This is a genomic window from Alicyclobacillus suci (assembly GCF_017329615.1).
Lineage (GTDB): Bacteria > Bacillota > Bacilli > Alicyclobacillales > Alicyclobacillaceae > Alicyclobacillus > Alicyclobacillus suci.
Map to the genome: position 1 here is coordinate 1 of NZ_JAFMTW010000055.1, position 19752 is coordinate 19752.

Here is a 19752-nt window from a genome sequence, read left to right on the forward strand (position 1 = left end):
CAACAGGCCGTTGCTATCTGAACATGGAAGAATACTGGAAGTGGCGCAAGGAGCAAGAAGTCTCAGACCAACAAGAAAGTGACGCCCATCAGCCGTTGACTAGATTGTGAGCATGATGCGACACATTCCGAAGAGGGGATTTTACACAGCATTTTGGACTTGATCTCTCTCCTGTCGTACCTATCGATTTGATAGCAGGTGTTGAGGATGTTTTACAAGCATTGACTGAAATGCAGGATGCGGTTGGAGAACCTTTAGACCTGAGTGAGTGTATCAATCGAGCACGCGATTTGAGAGAAAAGCTTGGTTGTTTGTTCGATAATGATTCCCACTATGGCTCGGAGGAAGCTTGCGCTGCGCTTAATCAATGTGTTTTGGACGTTACGTCATATCTCATTCCATTAAACTTTGTTGCCGGAAGTCAGTTCGACCACGACCCGGCTCTAAATCAACCCCAGATTCCCAAGCTTGCTGATGTATCTTTGTTAGCAGCAGTAGACCCTACGTGTGAGGACTATCACTTTGTGAGGGCTGGACTAATTCGGCGAACAAATGAACTGAATTGGACCTTGAAGTGTGCCATCCGTTCAGTGGAAGTAACCACACAACACATATCCACCTTTACCGGCGACCAAGTTGAAGTTTAGCTATCTCCCTCGCTATGCTCAAATAAGCAGAGGTTGGAGGCACCTGAAAGGGACTCGCGCATATCTCGTGGTTGCGGCGAGTCCCTTTATGCTTTAATACTTTTGTGGAATCAGAATGGTGCAACAAATAATGGAGATTACAATCGTTCCGACAAGGACCATGAATCCTCCGGTATAACTGTGTGTGGCAGCGAGTATTGCGCCCATTAAAGCTGGTACTCCGGCACCAACAATGTTGGTGAAGGATGAGAAGACACCACTGGAGGATTCGGCTCGCTTGGTCGGCATGAAACTGTGTAGCAATGCCCAGTTGGTTACGACGCACCAAGCGTTCCCTGCTAGCGCCAAGAGAATTCCAACGGATATGATGCTTGTTTCGGGAAAGAGTATTGCGATGACGATTCCTGCCCCCTCAATTACAAAGCCGAGTAGTGCTGAAGTCGCTCTGCGTACTTTCTTATCCGAATAGATACCGACAAGAACCATGACTAAAATGGAGAGCCCATTCGAGATCGTGAGAATGAAACCCATCTCCGTAAAGGGTACATGCCTTCCCTGGCTAAGGTATGAGGGCAACCATGTGACCACACCATAAAATGGGATATTTCCTCCTAGATACATCAACATGGTCAGCCAGTAGCGATAGTTTCGAAACGGCGAATCGGGCCCTTTCTTCGGAATATAGTTCGTATTCTCGTACAGGTCACGCTCAATGCGTTCGAGTTCCTCTTGGCTGATACCAGAAGTCTTTGAAGGATAATCTTGGATGAGAAAGAGTGTAAACCCGAATCCAAAGACCAGGGCAATGGCTGCCTGAATGACGAATGCTAAACGCCAACCGACGGAGACGAGGAGAATGGTCGTCAGGGAGGAAGCTAAAGCAGAGCCGATAAAGATGCCTGAGAGCCAAGAGGCGCTGGCTCTTGCCCGTTCTTGAATTGGAAACCACCTTGCTGTCAGTGTGTGCGCCACAGGATAGAAGCAAGCCTCGCCGATGCCGAGTAGCACACGCGTGCCGTAAAGTTCAGGTATAGTGTGACAAAGTGGTGTTAAGGCTAGGGCAATAAACCACAATGCCGTGCCGAATAACATCGAGCGTCGAGCCCCAAAGAGTTTTACTACAAATCCCCAGCCAAATAAGGCGACGCCATAAACGTAAAGAAAAATACTGCTGAGCCACCCTACAGCGCCTGGATGCAGGTTTAGCGCAAAATCATGACTAAATTGATCATTGGCCGCGAAAATACCGATAGACGATTTGCTAAATTGAGCAACGGCAAAGGCCATCAGTAGAGGTAAGCTAATGTGTAGCCAACGTGCCTTTGCGTGTAAGGCGTTCGCCTGTGTAGTCTGAGTTGCTACGCGCGTCTGAAGCAATTGCCTATTCATCATTCAATCCCTCCAAGTTGTCGCCAGGAATGCGCTTTCAAAAGTCTGAGATAAACGGTTGCTACATACAGAGCAATCCACCCAAACCATGCAGATATTGTTCTCATCTGCGGAACATCCCCCCGAATAAAATGAATTGTAGGTACTATTCATTCGGTTTTGAACTCGATTTTCTTGTATGTGGAATACTGCATGATAAATTGGACATAAGGTTCGATGAAGATGAAATATGGGGCATGGTGGAATTTTTGTTTGAAAGCAGATGTTTCTATCCTGATGCTGAAATTGTCCAGCAACTTTCCACATAGAAGAACAAAGTATATTTCCTTCTGGTTAATCCCACTAAAATCAAAATATACAGAGCGTTTGGGGCTGCGTTAATGAAAACGGATGCGTTCGATGCTGCCGTCTTGCACGATTCCTGATGGGGACGTGCTAGGGGAAGGGACGAACAGAAGAGGTGAATTGGATGAAGAAACTGGAGTTATCGTTCGCGTGTTGGAATTATGATCGGATTGGTGCATTACTGGACGGTACGGTTTGTCCCAAGGGGATTGATTTAAATTATTTGAACATGGAAGTAGAAGAGACCTTCTGGCGCATGATGCGCCATCATGAATTTGACGTGGCGGAGTTATCTCTTTCTTCATATTTAATTGGTAAGGACCGTGGGACATTGCCGGCGACGGCTATCCCCGTTTTCATGTCGAGGTCATTTCGCCATTCTGGCATCTATGTTCATACGGGTGCAGGAATTGAGGTACCTAGTGATTTGCGGGGAAAACGAGTAGGCCTTCCTGAGTATCAATTGACTGCGTGCTTGTGGATACGCGGTATTTTGGAGCATGAATATGGCGTGAAGCCATCAGACGTACATTGGTTTTCCGGTGGTGAGGAAAAACCAGGAAGGATTGAAAAAGTCGCTCTAGATCTACCGAAAGACATTGATATCCGTCCTATCAATGCTAATCAGACGCTCAATCGTATGTTAGAAGATGGAGAAATTGATGCATTCATTGCGCCACGGGCTCCTTCATGTTTCTTGAATGGTTCACCGAACGTTCGCCGTCTGTTTCGCGATTATGTCCGTGAGGAACAAATGTACTATCAGAAGACGCATATTTTCCCGATTATGCATGTCATCGTGATCCAAGATCACATTTTGCAACAACATCCTTGGGTGGCCATGAATCTGTATCAGGCGTTTGTTGCGGCAAAAGAGAAGGTTTATGAAGGGTTTAGACAGACTGCGGCGCTGAAAGTGACCTTGCCATGGCTTATGGCTGAGGTGGAACGCACGAAGGAAATTATGGGGGAAGACTTTTGGCCGTATGGTATCGAGCAAAATCGTGCGTCACTTGAAGCCGCGATACTCTACTCGTATGAACAGGGGATGATTCATAGAAAAATACCTTTAGATGAATTGTTTGTCTCATCCACATTTGAGTCTTTCACGATTTAAGCCAGTGCTTGTTTCACATACAGCAGGTGGTGTGACGACGTACACAGGAGGCGTCATGCTTGCTTGGGGTACAATGTTACCCACCAGCTGTTCAATCTTGTGTAACGATTTCTTATTCCACAATATAGTTGAGTCATAAAATTACGCAATGATATGGTTAACGTGAGGAATAACCGATGCGCAAATTTTATGAGTCGAATTCGTATGCGCATGCGAATGGGGGAATATCACGTGCCAACGAAACAACAAGAGCAGTTGTCTTCAGTTCACAATGCGATTCGAATCCTTCAAGCGTTTTCCGAAGACAATCCGGTGATGGGTATCAGCGAGTTAAGTGAACGGTTGGGACTTGCCAAGAGCACCATTCACCGATTGCTATACACGTTGAATCAAGCCGGGTTAGTCGATAAGGATTCGCACAAATATCGATTAGGCATTGGGATGTTTGTCATTGGTTCCGTGGTCTATCGCAGTGCGGAGATACGTGTTAAGGCATTTCCGTTGTTGGTTGATTTAATGATGTGTGTGCGACGCATTGTTCGCTTGGCAATATATAATTCCGGTTCGGCGGTGTATCTGTGCAAATTGCCGGAGGACAAGGAAACGCGAATGTTTAGCAACATTGGTAAGCGTGTACCGTGCCACAGTACGTCGGTTGGGAAACTGTTGTTGGCGTTTCAAGAAAAGGACGAGATCCAAAGAGTTCTCAATCGACCTATGAAAGCGTTTACAGATATGACCATTACGGACCCCGGAGAATTATTGGAACAGTTGAAGCACATTCGGGAAGTAGGGTACGCTGTGACAACGGAAGAATCGACAAAAGGTGTTTGTTCGTTGGCTATACCGGTCTACGACGAATGTCACCGAGTCATTGCTGCGCTCAGTGTGACCGCATCGAGGTCACAGTTTTTGCCGACTCAGGTACAGGAGTATCTGAGGAGTATGCGGATGTACAGTCGCCTAATCACAGAACAATTGAGTTGCTAGATTCATCGTCCTAAATATTTCAACTCATTTAGGCTTCTAGGTTCGTCCTGGCAGCCTTTTTTTGTGTTCCAATCTCGTTCTCGAACTGGTCAAAATATTTTTCGTTTTAAATTCTGCATAGCGGAAAGCACGCATCCCGTCACGGAAACTTACTCCTACAATAAAGTCAACACCAGGCAACAAGTCAGTCGCAACAGCTGAAGGGAGATGTACATCAAGGTGCTCAAGAAAGAGATGAACGAGCGAATCACAAGAACAAATGCAGGTACGCCGATGGGAGAAACATTTCGCCGCTACTGGATTCCGGCAGTGTTATCGGAGGAATTGCCGGAGCCGGATTGTCCGCCAGTCCGTGTGAGATTGCTCGGTGAGGATTTGGTTGCCTTTCGAGACAGCACGGGTGCAGTTGGGCTGCTAGATGCGTATTGCCCGCATCGTCAGGCCCACCTATTTTGGGGCCGCAATGAGGAATGTGGTTTGCGGTGTGTCTATCATGGGTGGAAGTTTGATGTCAGTGGCCAGTGTGTCGATATGCCAAACGAGCCACCGGAAAGTAACTTTAAGCACAAGGTGAAGACGCGAGCGTATCCCTGTTGGGAAGGGGGCGGCATCGTCTGGACGTATATGGGGCCTCCCGAATTACAACCTCCTCATCCGGATTACGAATGGTTGCGTGCCCCAGAGACCCATCGTTTTGTATCGAAGACGTTCGAAGACTGTAATTATCTACAAGCGCTCGAAGGTGGCATTGACACCTCCCACTCATCCTTTGCGCACAATAACAACCTGCAAGATAAAAAGGCGTTGAGGACGCGAGCAACTGCTCCAAAGTTGGAAGTGCACAAGCGTGATCACGGATTTACGTATGTTGGCATTCGTGATCTCGGCGACGACGGAATCTATGTTCGTGCGTACCAATTCGTGATGCCGGCGCAACAGATGCGCGGTTATATGACTAATTGGAGTACCGGTGAACCCGAAGAGCATCCTTCCGTCAACGGCCATATCTGGGTTCCCGTCGATGATGAGCACTGTGTCGTGTATAACTGGATGTATTCTGCAGATCCGAATCATCCGCTGCCTCGAGCGTACTGCATCGAGCACGAAACGCTGTTCGGACGGGGGCCAACCAATAGTTTGCCTGGTTACCGGTTGATTCGAAATAAGTCGAACGATTACATGATTGACCGTGAAGTTCAACGAACCCGTACGTTCACTGGGATTGAGGGCATCAATACACAGGATTTCGCGTTGCAAGAAACGATGATGCCGATTGTCGATCGCTCCAAGGAGCACCTTGGCGCGGCAGATGCAGCCATCATTGTGGCTAGGCAGTTGTTGTTGGAAGCTACGAACGAAGTGGAGGCGGGCAGGCAGCCACGTGGCGTCTCTCCGGAGAGTCATCGTGATATACGTGGTTGTGATCATATTCTCCCGCGCGGTGTGTCCTGGCAAGAGGGACTGTCTAGCGAATTGGCCGCAAAGTTTTAATTTGAGGAGGTAACCTGTCATGCCGAAGGTATCAGAAGATTTGGCAAAACGATTTGCCACAGAAAAGGATTCAAAATACCAGGCTTGGGTTCACAACGAAGGTTTGGATATCATCGCTGCACACTATGTTCCGAACTTGCACGAGGTTGAAGTGAAACCGTGGCCGCGCAGAAATGGATACGGCGTCTTTATCAATCACGAAGCGTCTCGTCACTCGAACGACTGCTATGTTTGCGATATACCTCCTGGGGGCAAACTTGCGCCACAGCGACAATTGTTTGAAGAAATGATTTATGTGCTAGATGGCCACGGTTCGACATCCGTATGGAATGATGCTGGTCAAGAGGTGACGTTCGAGTGGAACGCGGGCTCTCTCTTCGCTATTCCACTCAACTGCTGGCATCAGCATTTCAACGGATCCGGCATGGAAAAGGCACGTTACCTGGCCGTGACCAACGCACCGATGGTCATCAACCTCTATGAGGAGGCCGATTTTGTCTTTAACACGCCGTATGATTTTAAAAGTCGCTTCCAAGGCGAGCCGGAGTATTTTGCCAATGAAGGCAAGCAAAATGGTTTTTTGTTGGAGACCAATTTTGTCTCGAACACACGAACTTTGCCACTTATCAGTGCCAAAGAACGTGGGGCAGGTGGCGGACACATCCGATTTAATCTTGCCAAGGGTTCAATGAACAGCCATATTTCAGAGTTTCCCGTCGGTACGTACAAAAAGGCACATCTTCACGGCCCGGGTGCACATGTCATTATTCTCGATGGTATCGGGTTTAGTTACATGTGGCCAGAGAACTCCCCTCTGCAGCGTTATGATTGGCAGGAAGGCAGCATGATTGTGCCGCCGGATCGATGGTATCATCAACACTTTAATACAGGGCACAAACCTGCCCGATATTTGGCTTTGAAATACGAGGGAACCTCGATTCGAAATGAGCAAGGCGTTCCGAAAGCCTGGATTAGCAAACGCGTTGGTGGGGATCAGATAGATTATGCAGACGAAGACCCAATTGTACGCGAGACGTTTGAGAATGAACTTCGTAAAAATGGCTTGAAATCTCAAATGGAACCGGTTTATGAGGCTGAGCGGGCGACACTTGAAGCCCTTGCTGCCGATGAATAATTTCTTTCAGGTACGAGGACAAATGCCCGTCTTTCCAGGTGTCGACGAAATTCTCCCAATGTATTTGCATGACATTGGCGAAGACCATTTTCACGAGGAGGAGGGAAGCGATTCTTTAGAATATAACGGGCTCTGGGTGTCAGACCATTTTCACATGACGAGCGTCGGGGTGGATATTGGTTCAGCATCGACGCAAGTTGTTTTTTCCAGGCTTACGTTAGAACGAATGGGTGGTGCATTGTCCAGTCGCTACCGTGTGATAGCGAGGGAGTCTCTGTACCGTTCCCCCGTGATGTTAACACCTTATCGCGGCGCGCATCGAATTGACGAGCGACGATTATCGGAAATTGTTGAAACCGCTTACCAGAATGCAGGGATTCCTGTCGATGACGTGGATGCGGGGGCTGTTATCTTAACGGGTGAGGCCATTCGAAGGGAAAATGCAAAGGCTATCGCGGATACATTGTCCGTTCACGGTGGAAAATTCGTCTGTGCAATCGCTGGTCACAATATGGAGGCTTTGTTGGCAGCGTATGGATCCGGCACGGTTGAACTGTCATACAGGAGGAAAGCGCGGCTGCTGAATGTTGATATCGGTGGCGGGACGACCAAATTGGCCGTGATTGAAAACGGACATGTGCTCGAAACCGCTGCGATTCACGTCGGTGGGCGATTGATTGCGACTGACGACCATGGCACGGTTACCCGAATTGAACCAGGGGGCGCTTTTGCGGCGCAGGCGGCTGGCAAGCCAGTGTCCCTTGGTGGGACGATGTCGGCGACCGATAAGGTAGGGATTGCCCGATGGATGGCACAGCACGTGCTTGCGGCCATTGCAGTGAACAAAAACAACCCAAACACAGGGGATTTGTTTTTGACAGATAGGCTAACAGAACTCGCTCCGTATGATGGAATCGTATTTTCCGGGGGCGTGGCAGAGTACATCTATGGTTTGCAGCACGAGGAATTTGGAGATTTGGGGCCATATCTAGGCCAGGAGATTCGTCGGTGTTTCAGTGAACATCCGCAATTGGGAGAAATCCTACCAGCCTCGGAGTGCATACGAGCGACTGTGTTAGGGGCGTCAGAGTATAGTTTGCAAATTAGTGGCAACACCATTTACTTGTCGAACACGAACGTGTTGCCCGTGCGCAATTTGCAAGTCCTTCACCCTGATTGCGATTTGCACCACGACATCGACGCTTCGCGGTTAGCTGAGCAGATTCGAGCTCATCTTCGGCGATTTGATTTGAGGGAAGGAGAAACGGAGTTTGCACTCTCCTTTCACTGGGGAGGCTCTCCATCTTATGAGCGAATTCGGGCATTTTGCTCAGGCTTAAAAGCGGCGTTGCCTGTTCTGTTTTCCAGTCGGCGGCAGGTCACGATTGTGTTGGATGGCGATATCGCTAAAACGGTCGGCCGTTTGCTCAAGGAGGAGTTTCAAGTCCAAGCCCCATTGTTGGTATTAGACGGAATTCTGCTACAAGATTTTGATTTCGTGGATATTGGACGTCTCATCGAACCTGCCGGGGTTGTCCCGGTAACCGTAAAATCTTTAGTTTTTGATATGGGATCTAGCGGTGTTCGAACCGGGCTAAACGTACATTAGAATCATTTCTCGTATTTCATAGAAATGTTTAGGGGGAGCTACATGAGAGCTACTTTGAGGCGGGTTTCTATGTCTGCGGTTACCGCGATGGCACTTGTCGCGTTGGTAGGTGGTTGCGGAAGTGCTACACAAGGTGAGAGTGGTGGTTCGGGCAGTACCACAGGAGGACAGACGGGTGGGCAGGGCTCTGCTGGAAGCGCTTCCGGGGAGTCTGCGGCGGATTTTTACAAAGGAAAAATTCTGCAGTTTATCGTCCCCTATGGTCCTGGTGGCGGTTACGACCAGTGGGCTCGGCTCATTGCACCATATCTGCAAAAATACCTGGGCGTACGTCAGGTGCAGGTAGAAAATGTGCCGGGTGGCGGTGGGTTGGTCGGGACCAATCAAATTTACGCGGCGAAGCCGGACGGGTTGACCATTGGCGACACGAATGCTGGTGGCGATGTATTTGACCAAATTGTCGGTGCGAGTGGGATGAACTTTGACGTCACGAAAATGACTTGGTTGGCTAGACCTGATGATGACCCGCACATTATGGCTGTTCACCCCGGGGGGAAGTACACGTCCTTTGAGGATTTAGAACATGCTAAAGAACCTGTCCAAGCACTTGCTACAGGCAAGGGGAGTTCTGACTACAACGCGGCGGTGGTCACGTTTAACGCATTCAAAATTCCATTTAAGATGGTTGCGGCGTTTAGTGGCAGTAGTGATGAAAAAGCTGCATTCCTGCGCGGCAATGGGGATACCAGTTCGCTGTCGGCCTCCGATATTGCCGAGATTGGCAACCAGGCCAAAGTGGTCATCTTGGAATCGGGACAGTCGTTCGATAAATTGCCCAACGTGCCAACGGTCATTCAATTGGCGAAACAGGCAGGACTCAGCGAAAACACCATCAACGCGCTCAATAGCATGGTCAATATCATGGACTTGGGGCACGCATTCATTGCGCCGCCGGGTGTTCCGGCGGATCGGATAAAAGCGCTGGATGACGCCATTTCCAAGTCGTTGCAGGACCCGAAATTCGTTGCCGCTGCCAAGCGTGCAAACTTGTATATCGGATATTTGCCGGCTTCAAAGGTGACGCAGATGGTGAGTCAGTCTATGAAGACAGCCTCAGAATTAAAACCGCTGCTGAACGACAACAGTTAACGAAGAGACCACTCCTTCTTAGGAGGTTGATAAATTGCTCCATGAAATGGTCTTGGGGTTTGCGTCGCTGTTCACATTCAATGCCTTGTTGATGATTGTTGTCGGTTCAATTCTCGGCACGTTTGTCGGTGCGATTCCAGGTTTAGGCGGCGCGGTATTACTGACGATGTTGTTGCCCTTTATTTATGGCATGCCCGTGATTCCAGCTTTGTGTTTACTGCTTGCGGCGCATTCGGGAATTTACTTCAGTGGGTCGGTTACTGCGATTTTGCTGAATACCCCTGGCGCACCGGAATCCGCAGCGACGACGTTTGATGGCTATGCGATGACGAAGCAAGGAAAGGCAAAGCGGGCATTGGGGATTTCAGCAGTATCGACGACGATAGGAGGCTGGATAGGGGTTGTCCTCTTACTCGCAGTCATACCGCTCATGTTCCAATTGATTAAATTGTTTCAACCACCCGAATATCTGGTTCTGGCGATTTTGGCCATCGTTTTGATTGGGCAGATGCGATCCGGCTCGATGACGAAGGGATTGTTGTCCGGGCTGTTCGGATTGATGATGTCCTTCGTCGGGTACGACCCTATCACAGGCGTGCAACGGTTCACGTTTAATCAGTTGGCACTCTACAACGGGTTTAATATTACCGCTGTTGCACTGGGGATCTTTGCGTTTGCGGAAATGTTCAACTTATATGCGATGAAACGCGCACGTTCGAATGCCCCAACGCTGAAATTTGGCGAAAAAGTTCCAGGGGCAGGCGTGCTGGATGGGATGAAAGATGTGTTTCATCATCGTTGGTTGATGATTCGTTCCGCCGTACTCGGAACGCTGCTCGGCGTAGTACCTGGGATTGGTGGTGTTGCAGCCAATTTCATCTCGTATGGTCAGGCGATGAAAATGTCAAAACGGTCAGAGTTGTTTGGCACAGGGGTACCTGAGGGCATTATCGCTCCAGAGTCATCCTCGATTTCCAAGGAGGCTGGTAACCTCATCCCTACGGTTGCACTGGGTGTTCCGGGCGGGGTTGGTATGGCCGTTTTGATGAGTGGATTCACCATTTTGGGCATCGTCCCTGGACCAAGTATGCTGAAGACGCATCTCGATGCTGTGTTTGCCATGGCACTCGTGATTGCGATTGGCAGCCTTTTGGCCAGTGCGATGGGCTTGGCTATCGTTCCGCTACTCGCTCGTATCAGCCGGGTTCCCAATACCATTTTGGTGCCATTTATCTTCGCACTGGCGGCGCTGGGGTCGTACGCCGCGGATGAAAGTATGGGGCAAGTGATCGCTGTATTTGGTTTTGGCATCGTGGGCTTACTCATGAAGCGCTTTAACTACTCCATTCCCGCAGCGATGATTGGCTTTATTTTGGGGAGTGTGGCGGAACAAAACCTCTATCTCACGCAACAATTGTTTGGATTATCCATGTTCAAACGTCCATTGGTCGACTTGATGATTCTCATTATTTTGTTTGTGGTTGGCAGCCCATATCTTCAGCGTTTCCGTTCTCGTGCTGAAAGTCGTCGCGCAGAAGAGGAGGTCAGTACATGAAGCGCATGCGTGCTGAATTGTTCCTCGATATTGCATGGATTGTCTTAGCCTGTGGGTACATCGCCATGTCGACGCAGTATCCACCAGCTGGAAGGCTCATCCCCATGGTCGTCGGTTGTGCGGCACTGATTGCCGGTTTGTTTCAATTGATGGGGAATTTCCTGCCGAAGCTTCGCTTTTTGACGCACGATAGGAAACTTGCTCAGCCGATAAAACCAGGGCCAGTCACACCGTTAGAAGACACGCGAGAAATGGCAGAGGTCTCTCCGCGATGGCAGTGGATTGCGTTGATTTGGGGTGCCGTGCTTATCGTCGGGCTGTTACTCTTTGGTTTCGTCATCACGATGCCCCTATTTTTTCTAGCCTACTTTTTAGTGCAGAGGCGACAACGGTCGTGGAAGCTTGCCATCGGTTCATCCATTGTCATGGGGGCATTGACGTATGGCGTGTTCGATCAAGTGTTGCAGATGCACCTGTACGCCGGCGTCCTATTTTCTTAAGAAAGCGTTTGATTCGATAAGGAGGGCTTATTGTGGGAACGGAATCACATTATCACAGCAAGAAGGACAGAGTTTTTGTTAGAGCGATATCGGGTGAATACAACTTGAAGGCCGAACTTAATCGACTTCGCTCGCTTCCGCGTGTGCGCCATGGTGACGAACTGGCATTTGTCGATGGTCCACAGACATTTAGTAAACATTATGTCGAACCTGTCGACGGTCTTGGTCAAACGCTTCATATCCATTTGGAGGAGTATGCGCCAGGAGGAAAATCACAGAAACACGGCCATGTGAATGAAGCAGCTTTTTATATTTTGGATGGGCGAGGTTATGAAATTCACGACGAAGTGAGATATGACTGGGAAGCCGGGGATGTTGCCATTGTTCATAACAACTGTGTTCATCAGCACAACAACGCAGATCCGGAAAAGCCAGCGCGCGCATTAGTGATTAAGACGAAACCGATGTACATGTTTATGAACATGTTGTTCCAAAAGACAGTGACGCCAAGACCAACCGAACCGACCGAGCATGGCGTCGGATTTGTGCCAAGGCAAGACGAGGAAGTTTAAATAGTCGTGCTACTGAAGTGGGGTTCTCGAGCTCATTATTTTTTGGGAGGTAATGGATTGATGGCATGGGGAGAAGCAAAGACGTGGAACCAAGGTGACCAGAGCTTGGCGTTTTATCAGGACACGTTAACTGACGCTGCGGAAAAGCCCCAGCGTGACTTGCAGCGGAAAAAGGTGATTAAGCCGCACGAAATGCCTTGGGAACTCGCTCCGCAAGGAATTTTAAAACACATGATTAATGACCAAATGAATACGCGCATGGAGACAGTGGACGCTTACATGCAAATTATCCCACCGGACAGCCGTTCGGGGAAACATCGGCACCTTGCGGAAGAGTGTCTGTATGTCCTTGAAGGACATGGTTACGATTTGCACCAGGACTGTGATGTTGAAATTACGGACACGTATCACTGGATACCGCAGGACGAAGTGAAGCGGTTTGAATGGAAGGCTGGGGACGTCATTTATATCCCTCCAAACACCATACATCAGCATTTTAATGCGGACCCGAACAAACCCGCCCGCTTGATCTCGGCTATCAATCGCATCTATAAGTATTCTGGACTGAATGACTTGGAACAAATTGAAAATGCACCTGAATATGAACCCGGTGTGACATTGAATGCAGACAAGGTTGCAGAAATGATTAGACCGAAGATCAGACGCTAAACGTTGTCCAAGTAAGGTGAGGTGTGGCATGGCGGACAGGGGCACTCCCGTCGGGAAATCACGTCACATGTCCGCTGTGTCCCACCGATTGCTTGATGTGAAAGTCATTATTTTAAGAACTTTACAGCGAGTGAGGGAAAGCGATATGTATGAACGATGGATTATGGATGCCCGCAATAAAACTGTAGCTATCTTTGGATATCGGGAAGACGGAAAATCACACGCGGAGTACCTTCGTAGCAGAGGAATCCATGTGATCTTCGGCATTCGGGAAGACAGGGATGAGTGGGGCCAGGCGATGACAGACGGACAGTATGTGCTGTCACCAGAAGAGGCGGCAGCACAGGCGGACATTGTCCAAGTGTGGTAACCCTCCTGAGTCGTCATCTTGAGGTTTTGTGTAGCAGGAAGTTTAAGTTCTTCTTGGCGTCACATTTATGCATCTATAGGAGTGGGCAGATATGAAAAATAATGACAAACGTGTCCTGGCAGCTGTCGCCACTGAGCCGCTTGTAACACAAATTCAGGAGTTCTCTGTGCCTGAATTGTCCGCAAATGAAGGCTTGCTAAAGGTTGAAATGGTTGGCGTGTGTGGAACAGATGTGGCCAATTACAAACATATATCGGACCCGAGAATCTTGGGGCATCATGTCGTGGGGCACATTGAGAAGATTGGCGTTGAGGCTGCCAAACGTTGGGGGGTACAAGAAGGAGACCGCGTCGCCATGGAGGAATATTTGCCTTGTGGTCAGTGTGACGTCCACGCACGCTGCCTATTAGTCGCATCGGACACGTCGCCATGGAGGAATATTTGCCTTGTGGTCAGTGTGACCGCTGTCGTGAAGGGTTGTATCGAGCTTGTAGTTTTACGGATTCACGTCGCGGTGGATTGCGATACGGCAATACATCAGTGCATCTTAAACCGAGTTTGTGGGGCGGATTCAGCCAATACATGTACCTCCATCCAAATGCGGTTGTTCATCGACTGCCCAAGGATGTCCCAGTGGCAGAGGCGGTTTTTACACTGCCTTTGGCAAACGGATTTGAATGGATGTGCTTGGAGGCCAAGGTGGGCGTCGGGAAGACCGTCGTCGTTCAAGGGCCTGGGCAACAGGGGCTCGCATGTGTCTTGGCGGCGAAAGCCGCGGGAGCAGACAAGGTGATTATGGTAGGTAGGCAGACGAGTATACGACGTCTGCAATTAAGTATGCAACTTGGCGCCGATGCTATTGTGAATACCACGACGAAGAACTTGGTGGATGGCATTGCCGAGTTGACCGATGGCAAAATGGCAGACGTGGTTGTGGATGTGACTTCAGGCGGTGCGGAACCTGTGACACAGGCCTTCGCAATCGCCAAAAATCGGGGTCTCGTGATCTTGGCCGCTTATAAGTACGCCAAAATTCCAGAATGGGATTCTGATTTGGTGCTCTCAAAATCCCTGACCATCAAGGGGTTACGCGGGCACAGCTACCGTTCGGTGGAAATGGCCATCCAGTGCATTGCTTCTGGAAAATTTCCAGTGTCCATGTTGCAGTCTCACAGGTATGGATTGCAGGATGTGGACTTGGCGCTGCGGACAGCAGACGGAAAAGGAGAGCCAAATCCCCTTCTGGTCGCAGTCGATCCGTGGCAATAGGTTCGATATAAGGCCGATGGTCATTTTACGCTTTCACACCATGATGTAGGCTATTTTGTAGAAGCGAGGCGTTGTGTATGCTGCGAAAACCTATTTGGCGTTATGGCGGAGTTGTGATACTTTTGCATGTCCTTGGCTTGATTTGTCTCTTTACGACCGCACCACAACATCCAACTTTGCTCGGGTTAGGCCTAGTTGCTTATACGTTCGGCCTTCGTCACGCGTTTGATTGCGACCACATTGCGGCGATTGACAATACCGTGCGCAAGTTGAAGCAGGAAAACAAGGACTCCAGTGGAGTGGGATTTTACTTTTCATTGGGTCATTCCACCATTGTTTTTGCGATGGCGGTAGCACTTGCGATGGCGGTTCAGTGGGCGCAAAGGTCCATGCCGATTTTTCAAAGTGTTGGCGGTGTGATTGGAACTTGTGTTTCGGCTTTGTTCCTGATTTTGATTGGGGTTGTCAACCTTGGCGTATTGATTGGCATTTTCAAGTTGTTTAAAAAGATGCGGCGAGATCAAGTGCGGGATGAGGCGCGTCTAGAAAAGTTGCTGGCCTCTAGAGGGTTGATTGCCCGTATCATTGGTCCGCTCTTGAAAATGGTCAATCGTAGTTGGCATATTTACCCGATTGGCGTGCTGTTCGGGATGGGATTTGACACCGCAAGCGAGGTGGCGCTGTTAGCTTTGTCGGCAGGTGCAGCCAAAAGCGCAATTCCCGTTACAGGTATTGTGGCGCTGCCGCTACTGTTTGCCGCGGGGATGAGCTTGATGGACACAGCGGACGGTATTTTCATGACAACGGCCTACGGTTGGGCATTTTCGACGCCACTGCGGAAAATGTATTACAACCTTTCTGTCACTAGTTTGTCGGTCGTTGCTGCTTTGGGCATTGGTTTGATTGAAGCGGTTCAAGTTATTTCCTCGGAATCAGGATGGAATTACGGATTTTGGGCATGGGTCAACAACTTGGATTTGGGCTCCTTAGGGTATGTGCTAGTCGGTTTGTTTGTGATTGTTTGGGCGATTTCTTTTGGCATATGGAAATTGTTCCGGATAGAGCAGCGGTGGTCGTCGTCCAGTTATTGAGATTACTTCGTGACAGATTGTGAGGAGGAAGAAGGGGTTTTGGCATGTCGACCAACGCGAAACACGTGGAACATGTCTATATTTCCGATGAGAATCCAGGAGCGGCTAGGTGGCGCCTTAGCATTCTCAGTGCGGGGCACGGTGTTACGCATATGCAGGGCGCCGTGCTTCCATTAATCTACCCGTTACTCATGAACAGCATGGGATTTGGCTATGTAGAATTGGGTGCGATGTTGACCTTCACACGTCTCGTGAATGGATTTCTTCAAGGTATTTGGGGCATCGTTTCTCGGTATGTTTCAGGTAGAAATTTAATTGTGATGGAGAACGTTGGCGTTGGCTTGGGCATCGGGTTGTGCGGTATCGCGCACAACTTTCTCGAGCTCACTGGTTTGGTCACCATCGGACAGATTGCGGCAAGTCCACATCACCCTATTGGCAGCGCAATGTTGAGCAAGTGGTTTAGCCGCAAAAAGCGCGGAGCTGCACAGGCCATTCACTTTGCAACGGCGAATGTCGCAACGGTTGTCTGCCCCTTGATTGCGACATTCTTAATTGCCGCGATTGGCTGGCGCAAAACACTTTACCTCTTTATGGCACCCGGTTTTGTCGTGGCTTTGCTGCTACTTTTAACCCTTCCATCCGAAATGTTGGCCGCCAAATCCAAACGCCAGCTTGCTTTTACATCCGGTTTTTTAGAGCCTTTGAAGAGTCCGACGGTGAGAAGGCTCATTATGACCGCATCTATCACGGCGGGCGGCAAAGGCATTGGTATTATGCAAACGTTTTTACCACTATTTTTTCTAAATCATCTGCACTATAGCAAATCTGTATCGGGCCTGTTGTTCACATTATTTACGGTGACCAGTGTGATTGGCCCTATCGTCAGCGGTAAACTGTCGGACAAATTCAATCGCTCCAAGTTCTTGAGTTTTCTTTTGTGTGGGGCTTGTGTCATGAGTTTGTCCATGATCGCATTTTCGCTAACGGACAGCGGCATTGGCATGCTCGTACCATTTCTCATGGTCATGGGGATGTTTGTGTATGGATACAGCCCAGTGGAACAAACGATTATCCAGAATTTCGATGCCAACAAAGCGCTGCAAGGTCTAAAGCTACTTGCGTATAATCTACTCCTGCTGTACAAGCACGTCGCGCTTCAACCAGGAGTGCGACAGTGGACCGCCGGACGGCTCAGACGAAGACTATTCCATCTACCTGGGATTCTAGTGCGTCATGCACGCCAGTGGAGCATTCGTCTTCCCGTGTATGCAAAGCATCGGTCGTTGATCATGCTTCATGCCGCCACGTAGATTTTTCTTCCAATTGAAAAAGTGGAGTTCATAGCCTGGCTTGGGGAGGGGGGAATTGTGTCCATTGCTCTAGTTCCGTACCATGATTTCGCCGTGTTCGCTAACAAACCCACCAAATACTTGAAAACACGCCCCGATCAATGACCTCAATCACCTAATCGTCGAAATCCGGGTTTATTGCTTGAGTACTATTGTGGACAAACCAAGAGATCCGCTGACAAGTTGACACTGGGAGAATTGAACAAGCAGTTGATTGAGGACTATCTCGAGTGGCTGGAAAAAGCACGCCATTGCAAAATCTCCACCCGTAATGTTCGGCTGGCTGCCATTCACGCATTTTGTCGATATCTCCAGATGGAATTCCCCGATTATATCTATTCGGCACAGCAAATCTTGGCCATCCCGACCAAAAAGACGACAAAGCCGACCGTTGAATATTTGACACTGGACGCCATGAAATATTTGCTTAAGAGGCCCAACAGTGAAACTAGAGAGGGCAGGCGAGATCTTGTTTTGCTAAGTCTTATGTATGATTCTGGGGCCAGAGTGCAGGAAATTGCTGACTTGAAAGTGTCCGACGTGAGAGCGACGGAACCTGCAACCGTCAAACTTACGGGAAAAGGGGACAAAAGCAGGATTGTTCCCTTAATGAAACCAATGTCGCAGCTTTTGAAACAATATATAGACGAAAATGGTTGGACGGAGCCTTACGCACGGGATTACCCATTGTTTCAGAACCGCTCGAGGAGCAAGTTGACTCGTGAGGGCATTGCTTACATCGTCAAAAAATACGCGACGGAAGCGATAGAGTCGGCACCGCAACTCTTTCCCGATCAGTTCTCTCCACACTGTTTTCGTCACAGCAAAGCGATTCATTTGCTCCAGTCCGGAGTAAACCTCATCTACATCCGTGACTTTCTTGGGCACGTAGACATCCAGACAACGGAGATCTACGCAAGAATTGATGGCGAAATGAAACGAAAGGCGTTAGAGAAGAGCGCGAACCATACTGTAACGGATGAGCTTCCAGAGTGGCAAAGGAATACGGGATTGATGAACTGGCTAAAGAATCTAGGCAAATAAGACGGGATCATAATGAGAAGTTGATTTGCGGGTAGTTCCCTTCAATCAACGAGCTTGATATTCAGCTTCTCATTATCTCGAGCTTCTCATTACCCTTCGACTCCGGCGCATAGGGTTTCGCGTAAAGCAGCCGTGTCCCGAGCTTTGAACAGGTTCGAGTCATCCATTTGGTTCTGAATTGTTTGCCGTTGTCAAAGTAGATAGCCTCTGGTATACCGTGCTTTTGTACAGCTTGGCGAAAGCAGTCTTCCACAATGGCTTGGTCCAGCGTGGGGTAAAACCTCCCGTGGAGAACAAAACGAGTTGCGTCATCCAACATGACCACGAGATAAACCTGTTGCTTTGAACCATTCGTTCCAATGGGGAGATACGGACCATACTTGATGTCCGATTGCCACAACTGATTGCGGTGACGGTGCTGAAACCTACGCGCTGCCACACCGGTCTCAGCATACATTCGCATGTGTCCGGCACTATATCCTCGACGAGCAAGTTTCTCTTGAAGAGTTGTTCGCCGAATTTCCCCAGGTGCCACTTTTCCTTCCCATTCGAGAATACGAATGATCTGCGACACGCTTCGAGAAGGAACCTCTCTGCGCAACAAAATGGCCTCTTCCAGAATCTCATCCGGGATCACCTGAGCTCGACGGCTAGATTTTGACCTCGGTTTGAGTCCCTCAAAACCTTGTTCACGAAATGTAGCTAAATAGCGGCGCAATGTTCGTTCCGATAACCCGGTCTGTGCACAGATCTCTGCCTTGCGTCTGCGAAGTTGCGCTGAATCCAGTCCATCTTCCAAAAGTGGAGACAACAACTGAACACGATACACGGCCACATCCTCCGCTTTCTTCCAATCTTTCATGGCTAACCTCTCCTAGTATATTGATGTCACGTACTCCAAAGAGTTTTGAGATAAAATTCTCGTAGTGGTCGGGGTACTACGAACCTCTCCTTGGGACCATTGGTTCTCGACTTAAAGAGTGTAGTCCCCGCCTTGCGAGCGTTACGAATGAGCTGGATGTTGAAGGGTTTATACCCTATCTCCGAATCTCAAACTAGGTTGTAGATCGCAAGGTTGTGCGGATCCGACCCATTTGGAGGTACGTGCAATGTATTTTGTTGGTATTGATATTGCTAAGCGTAATCATGAAGCCTGCATGATCGATTCAACTGGGCAGAGCCAAGGCAAGACTTTGCGCTTCCCAAATACTCAGGCTGGAGGCCAGAAGCTCATTCAGTGGATGCAGAATGTCGATCACGATTTGTCATCCACAGAAGTCGCAATGGAGGCCACTGGTCACTACTGGTTGGCTCTACACTCGTTTCTCCGTAAACATGGCATACGGGTGCGTGTCATCAGGTAGTGTCCCGTCAAGTGGTGTAAATTGAGTGCAACCCCTAGTGTTAGCTATTTATGCAAAACTGACGTTGGAGCTAGTAACTGCTGTTCATCAGTGC

The 19752-nt window shown here is 49.1% G+C and carries 17 protein-coding genes and 2 pseudogenes; 17 read left to right on the forward strand and 2 right to left on the reverse strand.

Translation table 11 applies throughout. The annotated features are described in order from the left end of the window. Window positions 1-740: 740 nt before the first annotated feature. Window positions 741-2036: an MFS transporter gene (locus tag J3482_RS17665; RefSeq protein ID WP_188332399.1), complete on the reverse strand. Its 1296-nt coding sequence runs from the start codon at window positions 2034-2036 to the stop codon at window positions 741-743. Between the two features lie 469 nt (window positions 2037-2505). On the opposite strand from J3482_RS17665, the gene J3482_RS17670 reads away from it, so the two are divergent. The 16 genes and pseudogenes from J3482_RS17670 (at window position 2506) to J3482_RS17740 (ending at window position 18294) form a co-directional block, all read left to right on the forward strand. Beyond that, window positions 2506-3498, forward strand: coding sequence for a PhnD/SsuA/transferrin family substrate-binding protein (locus J3482_RS17670; RefSeq protein WP_146824753.1), 993 nt, complete (start codon window positions 2506-2508; stop codon window positions 3496-3498). A gap of 231 nt (window positions 3499-3729) precedes the next feature. Further along, complete coding sequence (locus J3482_RS17675) at window positions 3730-4488, forward strand: IclR family transcriptional regulator (RefSeq protein ID WP_188332400.1); 759 nt, start codon at window positions 3730-3732, stop codon at window positions 4486-4488. 219 nt (window positions 4489-4707) lie between these two features. Next, the gene (locus tag J3482_RS17680) at window positions 4708-5979 is read left to right on the forward strand and encodes a Rieske 2Fe-2S domain-containing protein (protein ID WP_146824755.1); all 1272 of its coding nucleotides are present in this window, start codon (window positions 4708-4710) and stop codon (window positions 5977-5979) included. A 19-nt stretch (window positions 5980-5998) separates the two neighbouring features. Then, on the forward strand, window positions 5999-7114 hold the full coding sequence (locus J3482_RS17685; RefSeq protein WP_146824756.1) for a cupin domain-containing protein: 1116 nt from the start codon (window positions 5999-6001) through the stop codon (window positions 7112-7114). Continuing rightward, entirely contained in the window at window positions 7089-8723 is a 1635-nt protein-coding gene (locus J3482_RS17690; protein ID WP_188332401.1) for an ethanolamine ammonia-lyase reactivating factor EutA, read from the forward strand. The genes J3482_RS17685 and J3482_RS17690 overlap by 26 nt, the downstream gene beginning before the upstream one ends. Window positions 8724-8765: 42 nt before the next feature. Next, window positions 8766-9872, forward strand: coding sequence for a Bug family tripartite tricarboxylate transporter substrate binding protein (locus J3482_RS17695; RefSeq protein WP_206922850.1), 1107 nt, complete (start codon window positions 8766-8768; stop codon window positions 9870-9872). Between the two features lie 34 nt (window positions 9873-9906). Further along, complete coding sequence (locus J3482_RS17700; RefSeq protein ID WP_146824759.1) at window positions 9907-11427, forward strand: tripartite tricarboxylate transporter permease; 1521 nt, start codon at window positions 9907-9909, stop codon at window positions 11425-11427. Continuing rightward, the gene (locus tag J3482_RS17705; protein WP_146824760.1) at window positions 11424-11927 is read left to right on the forward strand and encodes a tripartite tricarboxylate transporter TctB family protein; all 504 of its coding nucleotides are present in this window, start codon (window positions 11424-11426) and stop codon (window positions 11925-11927) included. Before J3482_RS17700 ends, J3482_RS17705 begins: the two co-directional genes overlap by 4 nt. Before the next feature lie 32 nt (window positions 11928-11959). Then, entirely contained in the window at window positions 11960-12499 is a 540-nt protein-coding gene (locus tag J3482_RS21650) for a cupin domain-containing protein (RefSeq protein WP_146824761.1), read from the forward strand. A 60-nt stretch (window positions 12500-12559) separates the two neighbouring features. Further along, on the forward strand, window positions 12560-13168 hold the full coding sequence (locus tag J3482_RS17715; protein WP_146824762.1) for a cupin domain-containing protein: 609 nt from the start codon (window positions 12560-12562) through the stop codon (window positions 13166-13168). 145 nt (window positions 13169-13313) lie between these two features. After that, entirely contained in the window at window positions 13314-13538 is a 225-nt protein-coding gene (locus tag J3482_RS17720) for a Rossmann-fold NAD(P)-binding domain-containing protein (RefSeq protein WP_188332403.1), read from the forward strand. A gap of 208 nt (window positions 13539-13746) precedes the next feature. Next, window positions 13747-13869 (forward strand): annotated as a pseudogene (locus tag J3482_RS22175) (alcohol dehydrogenase catalytic domain-containing protein); the annotation flags it as partial. Between the two features lie 110 nt (window positions 13870-13979). After that, window positions 13980-14807, forward strand: coding sequence for a zinc-dependent alcohol dehydrogenase (locus J3482_RS21350; RefSeq protein WP_268884585.1), 828 nt, complete (start codon window positions 13980-13982; stop codon window positions 14805-14807). A 77-nt stretch (window positions 14808-14884) separates the two neighbouring features. Beyond that, on the forward strand, window positions 14885-15898 hold the full coding sequence (locus tag J3482_RS17730) for a HoxN/HupN/NixA family nickel/cobalt transporter (protein ID WP_146824765.1): 1014 nt from the start codon (window positions 14885-14887) through the stop codon (window positions 15896-15898). Between the two features lie 44 nt (window positions 15899-15942). Next, window positions 15943-17211 (forward strand): MFS transporter, encoded by a 1269-nt coding sequence (locus J3482_RS17735; protein ID WP_206922851.1) that lies wholly within the window; start codon window positions 15943-15945, stop codon window positions 17209-17211. A gap of 222 nt (window positions 17212-17433) precedes the next feature. Continuing rightward, complete coding sequence (locus J3482_RS17740) at window positions 17434-18294, forward strand: tyrosine-type recombinase/integrase (RefSeq protein WP_206922852.1); 861 nt, start codon at window positions 17434-17436, stop codon at window positions 18292-18294. A gap of 91 nt (window positions 18295-18385) precedes the next feature. Here the strand turns inward: J3482_RS17740 and J3482_RS17745 are convergent. Next, window positions 18386-19156: pseudogene (locus J3482_RS17745) on the reverse strand (DDE-type integrase/transposase/recombinase); the annotation flags it as partial. Between the two features lie 247 nt (window positions 19157-19403). On the opposite strand from J3482_RS17745, the gene J3482_RS17750 reads away from it, so the two are divergent. After that, complete coding sequence (locus J3482_RS17750) at window positions 19404-19658, forward strand: IS110 family transposase (RefSeq protein WP_206922854.1); 255 nt, start codon at window positions 19404-19406, stop codon at window positions 19656-19658. Window positions 19659-19752 lie beyond the last annotated feature (94 nt).